The 15,447-nt window shown below is 62.9% G+C and carries 14 protein-coding genes; 9 read left to right on the top strand and 5 right to left on the bottom strand.

Annotated elements, in window-relative coordinates:
- Nucleotides 1-58 precede the first annotated feature (58 nt).
- From ggpS to ACJO3T_RS04250, 5 genes are all read left to right on the top strand, one after another.
- Nucleotides 59-2,341 (top strand): glucosylglycerol-phosphate synthase, encoded by a 2,283-nt coding sequence (ggpS, locus tag ACJO3T_RS04270; protein WP_406977878.1) that lies wholly within the window; start codon nucleotides 59-61, stop codon nucleotides 2,339-2,341.
- Nucleotides 2,342-2,374: 33 nt separating this feature from the next.
- Nucleotides 2,375-3,820: a sucrose phosphorylase gene (gene gtfA / locus ACJO3T_RS04265; RefSeq protein WP_406965897.1), complete on the top strand. Its 1,446-nt coding sequence runs from the start codon at nucleotides 2,375-2,377 to the stop codon at nucleotides 3,818-3,820.
- Nucleotides 3,821-3,881: 61 nt separating this feature from the next.
- Nucleotides 3,882-4,133, top strand: coding sequence for a hypothetical protein (locus ACJO3T_RS04260; RefSeq protein ID WP_406965898.1), 252 nt, complete (start codon nucleotides 3,882-3,884; stop codon nucleotides 4,131-4,133).
- A gap of 124 nt (nucleotides 4,134-4,257) precedes the next feature.
- Entirely contained in the window at nucleotides 4,258-5,577 is a 1,320-nt protein-coding gene (locus ACJO3T_RS04255; RefSeq protein WP_406965900.1) for a glycerophosphodiester phosphodiesterase family protein, read from the top strand.
- A gap of 100 nt (nucleotides 5,578-5,677) precedes the next feature.
- On the top strand, nucleotides 5,678-6,280 hold the full coding sequence (locus ACJO3T_RS04250; RefSeq protein ID WP_406965901.1) for a methyltransferase family protein: 603 nt from the start codon (nucleotides 5,678-5,680) through the stop codon (nucleotides 6,278-6,280).
- Here the strand turns inward: ACJO3T_RS04250 and ACJO3T_RS04245 are convergent.
- The 3 genes from ACJO3T_RS04245 to ACJO3T_RS04235 all read right to left on the bottom strand — a co-directional run bounded on the left by ACJO3T_RS04245 (nucleotide 6,256) and on the right by ACJO3T_RS04235 (nucleotide 8,485).
- Nucleotides 6,256-6,939 carry a DUF6064 family protein gene (locus ACJO3T_RS04245; RefSeq protein ID WP_406965902.1) on the bottom strand — a complete coding sequence of 228 codons (684 nt, stop codon included), beginning with the start codon at nucleotides 6,937-6,939 and terminating at the stop codon, nucleotides 6,256-6,258. The genes ACJO3T_RS04250 and ACJO3T_RS04245 overlap by 25 nt on opposite strands.
- A complete protein-coding gene (locus ACJO3T_RS04240) occupies nucleotides 6,939-7,868 on the bottom strand; it encodes an aldo/keto reductase (RefSeq protein ID WP_406965904.1) in 930 nt (309 codons plus the stop codon). The genes ACJO3T_RS04245 and ACJO3T_RS04240 overlap by 1 nt, the downstream gene beginning before the upstream one ends.
- Nucleotides 7,869-7,960: 92 nt before the next feature.
- Nucleotides 7,961-8,485 (bottom strand): hypothetical protein, encoded by a 525-nt coding sequence (locus ACJO3T_RS04235; protein WP_406965905.1) that lies wholly within the window; start codon nucleotides 8,483-8,485, stop codon nucleotides 7,961-7,963.
- 272 nt (nucleotides 8,486-8,757) lie between these two features.
- On the opposite strand from ACJO3T_RS04235, the gene ACJO3T_RS04230 reads away from it, so the two are divergent.
- The 4 genes from ACJO3T_RS04230 (at nucleotide 8,758) to ACJO3T_RS04215 (ending at nucleotide 12,730) form a co-directional block, all read left to right on the top strand.
- Complete coding sequence (locus ACJO3T_RS04230) at nucleotides 8,758-9,198, top strand: VOC family protein (RefSeq protein ID WP_406965906.1); 441 nt, start codon at nucleotides 8,758-8,760, stop codon at nucleotides 9,196-9,198.
- A 209-nt stretch (nucleotides 9,199-9,407) separates the two neighbouring features.
- Entirely contained in the window at nucleotides 9,408-11,144 is a 1,737-nt protein-coding gene (locus ACJO3T_RS04225; protein ID WP_406965908.1) for a methyl-accepting chemotaxis protein, read from the top strand.
- A gap of 81 nt (nucleotides 11,145-11,225) precedes the next feature.
- Nucleotides 11,226-11,960, top strand: coding sequence for a spermidine synthase (locus ACJO3T_RS04220; RefSeq protein ID WP_406977876.1), 735 nt, complete (start codon nucleotides 11,226-11,228; stop codon nucleotides 11,958-11,960).
- The gene (locus tag ACJO3T_RS04215) at nucleotides 11,957-12,730 is read left to right on the top strand and encodes an ATP-binding protein (RefSeq protein WP_406965910.1); all 774 of its coding nucleotides are present in this window, start codon (nucleotides 11,957-11,959) and stop codon (nucleotides 12,728-12,730) included. The genes ACJO3T_RS04220 and ACJO3T_RS04215 overlap by 4 nt, the downstream gene beginning before the upstream one ends.
- Here ACJO3T_RS04215 and ACJO3T_RS04210 read toward each other — a convergent pair.
- Together ACJO3T_RS04210 and pdsR are read right to left on the bottom strand one after the other, a co-directional pair.
- Nucleotides 12,727-14,739, bottom strand: a complete 2,013-nt coding sequence (locus ACJO3T_RS04210; protein WP_406977874.1) for an ATP-binding protein — start codon at nucleotides 14,737-14,739, stop codon at nucleotides 12,727-12,729. The genes ACJO3T_RS04215 and ACJO3T_RS04210 overlap by 4 nt on opposite strands.
- Nucleotides 14,739-15,440, bottom strand: coding sequence for a proteobacterial dedicated sortase system response regulator (gene pdsR, locus ACJO3T_RS04205; RefSeq protein WP_406965913.1), 702 nt, complete (start codon nucleotides 15,438-15,440; stop codon nucleotides 14,739-14,741). Before pdsR ends, ACJO3T_RS04210 begins: the two co-directional genes overlap by 1 nt.
- Nucleotides 15,441-15,447: the final 7 nt, after the last annotated feature.

The following is a 15,447-nucleotide window of genomic DNA, read 5'->3' as shown; positions in this document are numbered from 1 at the left end:
TGCACTTGTCCAGGTAAGGACACACCATGCAACCGAGGCCCTGAGGCCGGGAGTGACCGTGATACTTGCCACTGATCTGGACGGAACCTTTCTCGCCGGCGATCCGGAGAATCGCCTGAAACTCTACCAGCTTATCTCCACCCATCCTGACCTGACCCTGATCTACGTCACCGGTCGCGGACTGGAGTCGGTGCTGCCACTGCTGTCGGACCCGACCCTGCCGCAGCCGGACTACATCATCTGCGATGTGGGCTGTACCGTGGTGGAAGGTGAGACCCAGCAGCCGATCATCGAGATCCAGGCGGAGATCGAAAAGCGCTGGCCCGGGGAGCACGTAGTGGAAGACATCATGACGGCCTTCGAGGGGCTGAGCCGGCAGGAGGTGCCCCAGGAACGTCGATGCTCTTTCCTGTGTGAGCCGGACGCGGTGACCGATGAGGTGCGTGCGGCGGTGGAGGAGCTGTCCTGCGATCTGCTCTATTCCGCCGGTCAGTATCTGGACGTGCTGCCGCCGGGGGTGAACAAGGGGCGTACCCTGCGGGACCTGGTGGAACACCTGGGGGTGGACCCGGAGAACGTACTGGTGGCGGGCGATACCCTCAATGACCTGTCCATGTACGAGCAGGGCTTTATCGGCGTATGTGTGGGTGAATCGGAACCCGCCCTGCTGGACGCCACCGAGAGCCGGGCCCGGGTCTACCATGCGACCCTCAGTGGCTGCGGTGGCATCCTGGAGGCCATCGGCCACTTCGGTTTTCTGGGGCCCCGGGGGCTGGCGGCCGAGGCCCGGGATATCCTCAAACCGGGCAAGTCTGACCTGGTGATCGTCTACCACCGCCTGCCCTACGAGGAAGTGGTGGAAAACGGCACCCTGGTCCGCCGCCGTCCCACCTCGCCCAACGGCATCATTCCCACGCTGCTGAGCTTCTTTGCCGACGGCAAGGCGGGCTCCTGGGTGGCCTGGTCGGTCCATGAGCCGTCGCTGGGCGCCTTCGAGACCCACACCGAGGTGGACACCAGTCGCTATGCCCGTTTGCGGGCAGCGCGGGTCCGGCTCAGCAAGGAAGACGTGGATATCTTCTACAAGCAGTTCTCCAAGGAGGCCTTCTGGCCCACGCTGCACACCTTCTGGGAGCGAGCGTCATTCCGGGAGGACCACTGGCAGGTGTTCCTCAAGGTGAACCGCCTGTTTGCCGAGCGCACGGCGGCGGAAGCGGCGGAGAATGCCGTGGTCTGGATCCATGACTATAACCTGTGGATGGTGCCCGCGTTCCTGCGGGAGCTGCGCCCGGACCTGACCATCGCCTTCTTCCACCACACCTACTTCCCTTCGGCCGATGTGTTCAACGTACTGCCCTGGCGCCGGGAGATTGTCGGCAGCCTGCTGCAGTGCGATTACATCGGCTTCCATATCCCCCGCCAGGCGGAGAATTTCGTGGACGTGGCCCGGGGCGTGACGCCCCTGGAAGTGATCGACCGCACCGGCTGTGCGCCACGCTTCCTCACCTATGGCTGCGCCGTGGGGCTGGACGAGATGACCACCACCATTCGCGTCAATGACCGGGAGATAGGCCTGGGCGCGCACCCGGTGGGACTGGATCTGAACCGGGTCGGCCAGGCCCTGGAGCAGCCGAAGGTGCAGCAACGCATGGCGGACCTGCGTAACGAACTGGGGAATATCCGGCTGGTGCTGTCGGTGGAGCGGCTGGACTACACCAAGGGCATCCTGGAAAAGCTGGAAGCCTTTGGCCGGCTGCTGGAGGAACATCCGGAACTGGTGGGCAAGGTCACCCTGATGACGGTCTGCGTGCCGGCGGCCCGGGAGATGACCATCTACCGCCAGTTGCAGACGGATATCGAGCAGGCCGTTGGCCGCATTAACGGTCAGTACGCCCGGGTGGGCTGGACGCCGATCCAGTTTTTCTTTCGGGGCTTCCCGTTCGAGGAACTGGTGGCCTGGTACGCCATGGCGGACGTGATGTGGATTACCCCGCTGCGTGACGGACTCAACCTGGTGGCCAAGGAATACGTGGCCACCCAGGGCATGACCGACGGACGCGGTGTGCTGGTGCTGTCGGAATTTGCCGGAGCGGCGGCGGAGCTGCGGGGCGCGTTGCTGACCAATCCCCACGATCCGGTGGAAATGGCCCGTACCTGCTACCTGGCCCTGGCCATGCAGAAGGATGAGGCGAAGGACCGCCTGCAGAAGGGGTTCGAGGTGGTCAGCTACTATGACATTGAGTTGTGGGGCCGTGAGTTCCTGGAAGCGGTGGGAAACGGTCGAAAGCGGCGGCTGGCCAGTGAGGGTAAGCGCCCAAAACCCCTGACATCCGTGGCCTGAAAGCGCCCGGACAACCAACAACGGGGAGTGTGAATGAGCCTGCGTAATGCCGTACAACTGATGTGCTACCCCAACCGGATCGGTCGTAACCTGGCGGACCTGGGCACCTTTATCGACCGCCACCTGGAGGGCGCCATCGGCGGCGCCCATATCCTGCCGTTCTACCCGTCAAACGCCGACGGCGGTTTCTCGCCCCTGACCCACACCGAGGTGGACCCGGCCTATGGTGACTGGTCGGATATCGAACGGCTGGCGAAGGATATCGATATTTGCGCGGACCTGACGGTGAACCACATCTCCGACGAGTCACCGGAGTTTCTGGATTTCGTGAAGCACGGCTACGAGTCTGAGTATGCCGACCTGTTCGTCCATGTGCACACCTTCGGGGAGATCAGCGCCGACGACCTGGCCAAGATCCACATCCGCAAGGAGAAGGAACCATTCCGTGACGTGACCTTTGCCGATGGCAGCAAAGGCCAGGTGTGGTGCACCTTCACCGAGCGCCAGATCGACCTCAACTACGAGTCCGACAAGACCTACGAGTTGATGGAGCACTACATCCACTTCCTTACCAGCAAGGGCATCAAGCTGCTGCGACTGGATGCCTTTGGCTACACCACCAAGCGCATTGGCACCAGTTGCTTCCTGGTGGAACCGGAGGTGTACCGCATCCTCGAATGGGTGAACGAGACAGCCCAGCACCATGGCGCCGAATGCCTGCCGGAGGTCCACGACCACACCAGCTACCAGTACGCCATCGGCCGGCGCAACATGCACCCCTATGGCTTTGCGCTGCCGCCGCTGATTCTCTACTCCCTGCTGGCGGCCAACAGCGTATACCTGAAGAACTGGCTGCGTATGTGCCCCCGCAACCAGATCACTGTGCTGGATACCCACGACGGCATCTGCATTCCCGATGTGGAGGGCGTGCTGCCGCCCCGGGAGATCCAGGACCTGATTGACAACATTGACGCCCGCAGTGCTGACCCGATCCTGCGACGGTCCGCCGCCAATATCCACAGCGTCGGCTCCATCTACCAGCTTACCTGCACCTTCTATGACGCCCTGATGCAGAATGACGATGCCTATATTGCCGCAAGGGCGATCCAGTTTTTCACGCCAGGGATTCCGCAGGTCTACTATGTGGGGCTGATGGCGGGCTGCAACGACCAGGAACTGATGGAGGCGACCGGCGAGTTGCGGGACATCAACCGGCATTTCTATTCCATGGACGAGGCGGATGAGGCCATGGCGCAGCCGGTGGTGAAACGGCTGCTGACGCTGATGCGTTTCCGCAGCCAGTACCCGGCGTTTGACGGACGTTTCGAACTCAACTATTCCAACCAGTCCAGTGTGGCCATGGCCTGGCGCCACGGTGAGTACTACTGTCACCTGTTTGTGGACCTGAACTTCAACACCACCCGCATCCGCTACCGCGATCCGGACAACGGCTTTGAGGAAACCGCCCTGGAATGCTGAGCTGATAAGCTATGCTAGTCTCAGGTAAGCCATTCAACGGCAAACCCACAGGGAGACAGTCATGTACCTGTCCGTGCAACTCAGCTTCTATCCCTTTACCGACAACCACAAGCCCCCCATCAGGGATGTGATTGATCGCCTCCAGCGCAGCGGTCTGGAGGTCCATGCCAATCGCATCAGCACCCAGGTGTTCGGCGAGTACGACCAGGTCATGCGGGTGCTGTCCGACACCATGAAATGGGCTTTTGAGCAGTATGGTCAGGCGGTGTTTGTGGCCAACTTTGTTAACGGTGACCGTCGACCGGTCAGCTGACCGGGACCATACAGACTGCTCCTCTGGTCACGGGGGCTTCATACCCTTGTCACGGATGCCATGAACACTGGGTGAGCATGCATTGTCATGTCACAGGTTTCACGGAACAACTAGGGAGTGGTTTATGAAGCTCAAACAATTTGGTTCGTCTGTTCTTGCGGTGACCACACTGGTGGTTGCCGTTTCACTGCCGCTGTCTGCCTCCGCCAGGGGGTGGCAGCACGAAGGCGACCTGCCCCCCGGCCTGGAACGGCTTCAGGAAAAGTTCGAAAAACTGAAGCGGGACCTGCGGAGTGGCCACGGCAACGTCCAGGTCGGTCCCCGGCCCTACTGGCTGGTGGATGATATGGACGATGGCTGGCTGAAGGACAAGCTGGAGCGCTGCGAGAACCGTCGCATGCGCCGCACGGATTTCTCCATCGGCCATCGGGGCGCGCCGTTGCAGTTCCCGGAGCACACCATGGAATCCTACGTGGCCGCAGCCCGTATGGGAGCGGGTATCGTCGAGTGTGACGTGGCTTTCACCGCTGACCGTGAGTTGGTGTGCCGCCATGCCCAGAATGACCTGCACACCACCACCAATATCGTCACCATCCCCGAGCTGAACGCCAAGTGTACCCAGCCGTTCGTGCCGGCGGACCCGGCATCCGGTACCCCGGCCCAGGCGGAATGCCGCACCAGCGATATCACCCTGGAAGAGTTCAAGTCCCTGGAAGGCAAGATGGACGCCTACAACCCCATGGCCACCACGCCGGAAGAATACGTGGGCGGTACCGCCGACTGGCGCACCGATCTTTACGCCAGCCGTGGCACCCTGCTCAGTCATCAGGAGAGCATCGAACTGTTCAAGGCCCTGGGCGTGAAAATGACACCGGAACTGAAGACCCCGGTGGTCGACATGCCCTATGAGGGCGACTACACCCAGCAGGACTATGCCCGCCAGATGATCCAGGACTATATCGACGCCGGTGTCGATCCCCGGGATGTCTGGCCGCAGTCGTTTCTGCTGGACGACGTGCTGTTCTGGGTCAACGAGACCCCGGCGTATGGTCGTCAGGCGGTGTTCCTGGACCAGGAACCGATCACCCCGGAAACGTCTTCACTGGCCTATATGGAAAGCCTGAAGGCCCAGGGCGTGAATATCATTGCCCCGGCCATCTGGAAAATGCTCACCCTCAATGGTCACCAGGACATCGTGCCGTCCGAGTATGCCGAGAATGCGAGCGTTGCCGGCCTGGATATGATTGCCTGGTCGCTGGAGCGTAGCGGCCCGCTGGCCAATGGCGGCGGCTGGTACTACCAGACCGTCACCGACGCCATCAACAATGACGGCGATATGCTGACCGTGGTGGATGTGCTGGCCCGGGACGTGGGCGTGATCGGCATCTTCTCCGATTGGCCGGCCACTACCACCTACTATGCCAACTGTATGGGTATGCGGTAGATTTTCCCTGCCGGGGAAGGGGGGGTAATGAGCTTTCCCGGTGACGTCCGGTCCGGTACGCTTGGATTTCTTTCAAGGCGTACCGGACCCGATCCCATCCATGTCAGCAGAACTCTTCACACGGCACTTCCTCGGCAGTTTCTTTCTCCTGATTGGTATCCTGTTCGCCTGTCGTGCCCTGGGCCTGTATGCCCGGCTGGGTTTCAGTCACATCAACTACGGCAAAACGGGTAGCGCCACCTGGTGGAACCGCCACCTGTTCAATGGGTTCCGGGCCACCATCCTGGTGGTATGCCTGGTGCGAATGGTCTGGCCCATTGACCCCTGGCTGGGAATCTTCGACGGGTTCTATCAACCGGTGGTCCTGCTTCCGGGGGTGGCCACCCTGCTGGTTTCCTTTGGTCTGGCCAGTTACCTGCAGGCCTACATGCACGCCGACTGGCGTTCGGGCATTGACCTGGACCATGCGCCCAACCTGATTACCTCGGGGCCCTATGCCCGTAGCCGAAACCCGCTGTTCCTGGCCATTATGCTGGGGCAGTTCGGGTTCTTCCTGGCCCTGCCGAGCCTGTTTTCCCTGGTCTGCCTGGTGGTGGGTGTGTGGGTGATCCGTCGTCAGGCGCTGGAAGAGGAAGCCGCGCTGGCCGCCCACTACGGCGAACCCTACAGCCGGTATCGTCAGCAGGTGCCGCGCTGGCTCTGACCGGCTCTGGTCAGGGGGAGTGCGCCCAGCAAGGCGATGACGGCTGCTGCCAGCATCGCCCAGCCAATGGGGGAGCCCAGGCCCAGCAGGGTGATGCCGCCGATCAGGCTCCACAACAGGGGTACAGGTATTGCCAGCGCCAGCCGCCAGCCATCCAGGGTCACCAGTACCACGCCCAGGGTGGTGATCGCCAGCGGGTCCGGAAACAGCAGCCAGGTATCCGCGGCCTGCACCCCGCGCTGGTCCAGCAGGAAGCCCAGCGGATGGATCAGGGTGCCCCAGACCACCAGGAGCAGGCCTGCCCAGTGCCGATGGAGGCGGGACAATGGCTCTCCGGCTTTCAGGACGAACAGCAGGAACAGTCCTCCCATGGCGACGAAGGGCACAATGGCCCAATCCACGGCCCAGTTGATGACCCGGTACTGCTGCCACAGGAAAGACCAGGTGACGAACCACCAGACCAGACCCATACCGCCAAATACCAGTCCGTGCCGTTTATCGCCACGGTGTCCGAGCTGCCAGGCCAGTAAGAGGCCGGCCACGGGGGCCAGCAGCGCCAGCCACCACCAGCTAACGTTATTGCCCGCCACCAGGGCCCAGTAGACCCGGGGCGAGAATAGCAGGAAGTCCTGGGGATGGTAGCTGAGCAGGGTGTCCATCACAGGGATCGGATGGTGTCGCTGATGCGTCGACGCAGGTCCGGATCCGGCAGGGGCTCGCGGGCCGCGGCCAGGTTCTCCCGGACGTGATCCACCCGGGTGGTCGCCGGGATGGCGCAGGTTATGGCGGGGTGGCTGAGGATAAACTTGAGGATCAGTTGCGCCCAGGAACCGGCATCCACCTCCGTGGCCCAGTCGGGCAGGGGCTCGCTGGCGAGTCGTTCGGTCAGCGCACCCCGCTGGAAGGGACGGTTGACGATCACGCCGATGCCTTTCTCCCTTGCCAGTGGCAGCAGGCGATCCTCGGCCTCACGGTCCACCGGGTTGTAGGTCAGTTGCACGAAGTCGATGGGCTCCGAGGTCATGACCTGTTCGATCTCCCGATGGCGACGACCATGGGAAGTGGTGATGCCGATGGTGCGTACGGCGCCTTCATCCCGCATGGCCTTGAGGGTATCCAGGTGGGCCTGCCAGTTCACCAGGTTGTGCACCTGCAACAGGTCAAACCGGTCCACCTGCCATAACTCCGCGGATTCCCGGCTCTGGCGGCGGCCGTCGTCGCCGCGGGTCCAGATCTTGTCTGCCGAGAATACCTGGTCCCGGGCATCCAGTTTGTTGAGGCCGTATCCGACCGTGTTCCGGGAAGACCCGTACATGGGGGAGGAATCGATAATGGCGCCGCCATCCTCGAAGAAGGCCGCCATCACATCGACGCAGTTGTCCAGCAGGCGCTGGTTGTTGCCGACGTTAAAGGTGATCCAGGTGCCCAGCCCGACGGACGGAAGGGTGATGTCGCGGCCGGGCAGTGGACGGGTAAGCGGGCCGCCTTCCCGGGCCCGGGCCAGTGACAGGGGCAGGGCGGACAGACTGGCGGCGGCCGCCAGGCCCCGTAGCAGGCGACGTCGCGTCAGTGACCACTGGTCTGCCATGACGGTCTCCGGTCAGGGAATGTATCTGCACTGACACTGACAATAATCGACAGTTCCCGGATGTCCAGTTCAGACAATCGCCGTTCCAGGGTTCAGGAATCACCGTCGGACGCTTCTTCGGACTCCGGCGCTGGCTGGTAATACACCTGCAGCATGGTCCTGGAGCCTTCCATGTGGGTGGCCGTGCGGGCATCCGTGGGCTGGATGCGAATGTTGGGAATCCGGTAGGTGTCCGGCCCGTCAATGCGGGTATCATCGCCGGCGCTTTGCAGTATCTGTACATGCTCGCCGCTGTCGTTTTGCAGGATGGTGAAGTCCGGCAGTTCCTTCCGGTACCAGTCGACCACTTCCTCCGGTGTCATCAGGGTCAGGAACACGGCCAGGGGCAGGCTTTGTACCGTGCCTTCGTTGGTGCTCTTGTCGATGCCACTGGTGGCGTGGATGATCAGCTTGCTCTCCGGTATCACCGGCAGGGTGACCTTTTCCTCGCCTTCGTTGGTGATGTCACTGAGGGTGGAATGGGCGCCGGCCTGGCTGACAAGCAGGGCACCAGTGCACAGGGCCAGCAGGGTGAAGCCCTGGATAACGCGGGTTCGGAATGCCGTGCGGATAGTCATGATGTTCTCCCTGTGAGCCGGTTCAGATTCCTGGGGGAGCACACGACAGCCGTGGAGGCTGCCTGTAGGCTCCTGCTTTCCTGTGAGGCGGGGACATCCTGCTCCCACCGAGGGGCTATCCTGCCCCAGAGCCGGAGAGGCTGAAATCGAAGGGTTGGCAATTTACCAGGCTGTAAGTTACGCCACTGGACACTCTCCGGGGTGATGTGGGTGTGGCGTCACTTTCAGGTCGTTATACTGACCGGATACACCCATGATCTCTGGAGGCCGACATGAAATACCTGCACACCATGGTGCGCGTCAGTAGCCTGGACGACTCCCTGCATTTTTACTGTGACCTGCTGGGGCTGAAGGAAATCAACCGTAAGGAAGTGGAGAAGGGGCGCTTTACCCTGGTGTTCCTGGCAGCGCCGGAGGACGAGCAACGGGCACGGGAAGAACGGGCACCGATGATCGAGCTGACCTGGAACTGGGACCCGGAAGAGTACGCCGGTGGCCGCAATTTCGGACATCTGGCGTACCAGGTGGACGATATCTATGGGCTCTGCCAGCACCTGCGGGACAACGGCGTCACCATCAATCGCCCGCCCCGGGATGGTCGCATGGCGTTTGTGCGTTCACCGGACGGTATCTCCGTGGAACTGCTTCAGAAAGGCGAGCCGCTGCCGATACAGGAACCATGGGCCAGCATGGAGAACACCGGCAGTTGGTAGCGTCCTGTGCCGTGGTGGGCTGGCTGAATTGCAAGCCCGGGTTTGCAATTGCATTACAAAAATAATCCAAACAGTCGTTCTAAGAATGCCGGCTCAATAGGCTCATAACGATAGTAAAGCCGGATTGGTTGTCGCTTTACGGTAACGACAGACAATAACGATAAAACCATCAGCGCACACAATATCCTGCCGTGCAGGGAGGTATTCGCATGCAATCTTCGTCCGCCAGTGCCCAGACGATGTCCCAGGCAGGAGCCGCCGCCACCGACCAGCCGGCCAGTCCACATCGCTGGCTGCCCACACCCACGGCCATCCTGCTGATCCTGTTGCAGGCCGCGCTCGTGATCGCCGTCGCCTGGCTGGGAACCGCCACCTTGGCCACCGTTGCCGTGGTATTGGGTGGCATTGTGCTTGTGCTGGCCTGGTACCTGGGCGTGCGTGCCCGCCAGGACCAGGGCATCAGCCGGGTGTTCGAACTGGCGCTGGGTCAGCAGATTGATATTTCCGAGAGCCTGACCGAAGGCGATGATTCGGAAGAAGCCCGGGCGCTCAGGGACTTCAACAAGCGACTGCGGGACATGATCCTGGACTTCCAGCACCAGAGCATCAGCATTTCGCTGTCGTCCGCCCGCAGCCGTCTGTTGGCCGAGCTGGCCAACCGTGAGGCATCCGGTCAGCAGAAACTGTCTGAACAGATCTTTCTGGCCAGCGATGAAACCACCACTGCCCTGCAGGATGTCTCCGGCCGTACCTCCACCATTACCGAGATGAACAGCCGCAACCTGGAGGTGGCCAAGGACTCCAGCCAGCAGCTGGAAGAGGCACGGTTCCAGGTGGAAACCATCAATAACGCCATGGGTGAATTCCAGCAGAATATCGCCCGGCTGGATGAGTCCTCCAACCAGATCCAGAAGATCCTGGGTACGGTGCAGGATTTCTCCGAGCAGACCAACATGCTGGCCCTGAATGCCGCCATCGAGGCGGCCCGTGCCGGTGAGCAGGGGCGCGGTTTCGCGGTGGTGGCCGACGAGGTGCGCAACCTGTCCGTGAGGGTGGGTGAGTCCGCCAGCCAGATCGGCGGCCTGCTGGATGACATGATCAATGCCATGTCCGGCGCCGGCAACCAGGCCCAGTCAATCATGACCCAGAGCGCCACGGCCGGGGAATCCGTCAAGAGCGCGGCGTCCCAGTTCACGACCATGGTGGACGACTTCACCCGGGCCCATGAGGACCTGCTGATGGTGAGCAGTTCCCTGGAGCAGCTCACTGCCACCAACACCGAGACCCACAGCCATGCCACGGCGATCCGCGACAGCAGCGATCAGATCCTGGAGGGCATGTCGAACATCTTCACCCAGGCCGACGCCCTGCGGGACAACACCAACCTGGTGTTGCAGGCACTGTGTCGGTTCAACCTGGGCGAGGGCCCCCTGGAGGGCATGGTTAACAAGCTGTTTACCCGGCGAGACCAGCTCCAGGAGATCATGGAGAACCTCCGCAGGGAGGGGTACAACCTGTTCGATTTCAACTACCGGGAAATTTCCGGCACCGGCGGCCAGAAGTTCGACACCAGTTGGGCCGATGCCCTGGGCAAGCGTATCCAGCCCCTGCTGGATGAATGGGATCTGGGTGGCAAGGATGGCATCATCTACACCCTGCCTACAGACCACAATGGTTACCTGGCCATCGCCCGCAGCGCCAGTGCCCAGCCCATGACCGGTGACCCGAAGGTGGATGCCGCCCGCAGCGTGCACAAGCGTATTACGGTTCGGGGCCGGGAGCTGGAGAACCTGCGCAAGTGTGACTACCTGAGTATGGGGACATTCATTCTGCCGGGCACCACCAATGTCATACTGGTGATCTACGTGCCTCTGTATGTGGATGGCAAGAAGTGGGGGGTGATGACCTCCGGTATCGTGCCGAAAGCGGTTGGCGTTGATCTGTAAGGGAGAGGGACAAAAAACCTCCCCGCATGAGCTCCATGGCCACAGGTGGTATGATGCGCCTTTTGCATCGGGAGCCAGTCCATGGGCCTTCTGTTTGAACAGATCGACAGCCAGCCCTCCCCCCTGGGGGAAATCACCCTGCGTCGCCGCCGTATTCCGGCCCTTGGTGACCGGGATATCTATGAGGTCAAGCTGGGCGAGGAATTCCTCATGTCCAGCATGTTCGTGGATGCCGAGGTGGCACTGGCGGACCTGACGCTGGAAGTTGCCCAGGGGGATGACCTCGCCGTCGTGGTGGGTGGTCTGGGCCTGGGCTATACCGCCGATGCCGCCCTGCGCAATGACCGGGTCGGCGAACTGCTGGTGGTGGACGCCCTGGGCACGGTCATCCGCTGGCATGAGGAGGAAAAGGTGCCCCTGGGTCAGGTGCTCAACGATGACCCACGCTGCCGCTATGTCCATGGCAGCTTCTTTGAACTGGCGGACCCGGAGCGGGGATTCGACCCGGACGAACCCGGTCGTCATTTCGATGCCATCCTGCTGGATATTGATCACTCGCCTCGAGCCCTGCTGAACGAATCCAATGCCACTTTCTACAACGCCGGATCGCTGGGGCGGATGGCCCGGCAACTGAAGCCAGGCGGTATGTTCGGCATGTGGTCCAACGAGCCGCCGGACGAGGACTTCCTGCAAGTGCTGGAGGACGTTTTCGTGGCGCCCGAAGCCCGGGTGGTATCCTTCTTCAACCCCTTTCAGAACCGGGAGGCCACCAATACCGTCTATCTGGCGCGGGCAAAGGGAGGGAACGGGCAATGACCGGAACATCCATTGACTGGAGCAGTCACACCGCCGCGGTATGGCGCCGTCATCGCCAGGGCCTGCGGGCCATCCGCCGGCTGGACCCGGTCCGCTGGGACCAGTTGCATGGCATTGAGCGGCAACAGGCTGAGCTGGCCCGCAACACCGAGCGTTTCCTGGCCGGTGAGCCGTCCAACAACGCGTTATTGTGGGGCTCCCGGGGCACCGGCAAGTCGTCGCTGATCAAGGCATTGCTGAACCGCTACCACCAGGATGGCCTGCGCATGATCGAGGTGGATAAGGACGACCTGGTGAACCTGCCGGAGATTGTCGATGATATCAGCGAGCAGCCCTGGCGTTTTGTCCTCTACTGTGACGACCTGTCCTTCGAGGTGGGGGAGTCCGGCTACAAGGCGCTCAAGAGCGTGCTGGAGGGCTCTTTGGAGCTGCCGCCGGAGAATGTGCGGGTCTACGCCACGTCCAACCGCCGGCACCTGATGCCGGAGTTCATGTCAGACAACCTCCAGAGTGAGGTGAAAGGCGGCGAACTGCACCCGGCGGAAGCCATCGAGGAACAGGTCTCCCTGGCGGACCGGTTCGGATTGCAGCTCTCCTTCTATCCCTTCCCCAAGGACGTCTACCTGCGGGCCATCGATGCCCTGTTCCCGCAGGTGACCGACCGGGAGACCCTGCACCTGCACGCCATCCGGTTCGCCACCAGCCGCGGCGGTCGCAGTGGCCGCACGGCGCAGCAGTTCTTCCGCCAGTTCAGCGGCGAGTTTGTTTAACCGGTGTGGCCTGTCGTGCCGGGCAGGTCCACCTCGAACCGTACCCCACTAATGCCGTCCTGGCGGTGGTTCTCCGCCCGCACATGGCCGCCGTGGTGCTCCGCAATCAGCCTTACGATCAGCAGTCCCTGGCCCAGGTGGCCCTCACCACTGCCCTCCCGGACCGAGACAAAGGGGTTGAAGATGTCCCGGGCCAGGGACTCCGGCAGCGGTGGCCCCTCGTTGAATACCCCCAGCTGCAGGCGCTGCCCGGTCGGTTCCACGGTTACCAGGATATGGCCACCGGTGGGGGTGAAGTCCCGGGCGTTGTCCACCAGCTTGTCCAGCAGTTGCACCATCAGTTCCGGTGAGCCGGTCATCAGGCAGCCGTCGTCGGGGCCCTGGTAACGGATCTGGTGGTCCGGGTCCAGGCTCTGGTAGGCGGCGGTGGCTTCGACCATGACCTGGGCCAGGTCGAAGGTTTCCGGCTCGGCCTGGTCAAAGCTCTGCTCCAGCCGGGCGGCCTCGCTCATGCCCTGCAGGATCTGGCTCAGGCGGTCGGTGGCGCTGCGGGCCCGCTCCCGGTAGCTGGCCCGTTCATCGTCGCTGGTGGCGTGTTCCAGATTGTCCAGGGAGGAGCGGATGACCGCCACCGGGGTCTTGAGTTCATGGGACAGCCGGCGGGAGAAGCTTTCCAGGTAATCGGTATAGCCCTGCAAGCGTTCCACCATGTGCCCGAACTGCCGGTTCAGCTCCCCCAGCTCGTCCCGCGCCCGGCTCCGAGGAATGCTGGCCAGTATCCGGCCATCTGGGTCGACGCTGGCATTGACCGCCCGCTGCAGCCGGGCGATACGCCAGGACAGCCAACTGGCATAGCCCAGCAGTACCAGCATCAGGGCGATAATCAGCAGCACGCTGCGGGCAATCACCGAGCCCAGGGTGTTGCCCGACAGGGCCAGGATCTGCTCCAGGGACTGCTCCAGCACCAGCAAGCGACCATCGCCGACGGCTTCCGCCGCCATCAGGTAGCGTTCATCGTCCGGGTGTCGCACCAGGCCACTGTGGCCCGGTACCTGCTGGTGGGTCTGCTCGGCCCGGAAGGGCGCCGGTTCCGGCTGGTAGAAACGGACCAGGGCGCGCAGGGCGTTGAGGGTTATCTGTTCCAGCACCTCCAGCGGTGACAGGTTGTCGAAGTCACGGTGGTTGTCGGGCAGGGGTTGGTTGCTGCGGGCGATCAGCCAGCCCGCCGGCTCGCTAAGGAAAACCCGCTGTCCCGGCGCCAGCAGAGTATGCAGACGGGCCTCCAGCAACGGGCTGCGACCGGTCACCACGGGCAGCGGATGCTGGCGGGTGCCGGCACTGTAGGCGAAGTCCGGCCTGAGCGGATCGGGCCAGACCAGTTCCAGGGCCAGGTAATCACCGGGATGCAGCCTTGGCAGGCGCAGTTCCACCTGGTAGCCATCGCTGCGGCTCCGCCACACGCCGCTGACCCGGTGGTCCTGCCGGCTACGGCTGAAAGGAAAGCGGCCCACCACCGGGCCGGGAGCGGAGGTGCGGATAATGCGTTCGGTCACCAGGCTGTCGGAGCGCCATCTCAGCCGCAGGAATTCGTAGGGCTGATCCGGGTTGGCGGGGTTGAAGTACCGCGGATCGGGACGCTGTACCCGCAGCAACAGGTACAGGTAGCGGCCATGGACGGAGGCCTGCCAGGACAGGACGTTGTCGGCATCCGTGGTGGTCTGCCAGGGCTGTTCGTCGTCCTCGTAGCCGGGCCAGTCGTCGCCGTGCCCGTCCAGCTTGATGGGGCGCTCCGCCTGGCGGATATAGATCGCGTCCTCACCGCTGGCCAATACGGACTGTCCCGCCAGTTCCGAGGCGGCTACCTCAGCCATGCGCCGGGCCTGTACCTGAAGCTGGCTGGCGGACTGGGCCCGAAGAGCCTGGTCCAGTTCCAGCACAAACTGCAGACCCGCCCAGGGGATCAGCAGCATCAGCAGGCTGGCGAGGAAAAGCTGGCGCTTGAGGGACACTAGGCCTCCCGGGCGTGCCAGCGGTAACCCATGCCGTAGGCGGTCTGGATGCCATCAAAGTCCGGGTCCAGTTGCTGGAACTTGCGGCGGATACGCTTGATGTGGGAGGTCACGGTATTGTCGTCCAGTACCGTGCTGGCCGCCTGCATCAACTGGTCCCGGTTGCGCACATGGCCGGGGTGGCGGGCCAGGGCGTGGAGCATCCAGAATTCGGTCACCGTCAGGTCCACCGGGATGTCGTCCCAGGCCACGGTCATGCGGTCCACATTGATGGCCAGACGGCCCCGCCGGAGCACCTCGTCCGGCTGCTGCAGGGCCTCGGCCCAGGCGTCGGCACGGCGCAGCAGGGCGGTGACCCGGGCCAGCAGGTGGTCCAGGCTCATGTCCTTGGTGACGTAGTCATCGGCCCCGAGGCGCAGGCCGTGCACCGAGTCGATATCGCTGTCGCGGGCGGTGAGGAAGATAATGGGCACGGTGGCGGACAGGCGGCGCAGGTCCTGGCACAGGTCGAAGCCACCCTCGGGCTCATCCCCCAGCCCCACATCGATGACCGCCAGGTCGGGCAGGGCGGTTTTCAGGGTGGCCCAGGCCGTGTGGCGGTCGCCGTATACGGACACGCTGTAGCCCCGGCGCTCGAAGGCATCCCGGTAGTTCTCCCGGATGGCGGGTTCATCCTCCACCAGCACGATCTGCTTCTTCATGACTGCT

Origin of the sequence: Marinobacter shunpengi, from assembly GCF_045449715.1 — a bacterium.
Taxonomy (GTDB): domain Bacteria; phylum Pseudomonadota; class Gammaproteobacteria; order Pseudomonadales; family Oleiphilaceae; genus Marinobacter.
The sequence above is the reverse complement of the archived record's forward strand: the minus strand, read 5'-3'. Positions and strand labels throughout refer to the sequence as shown.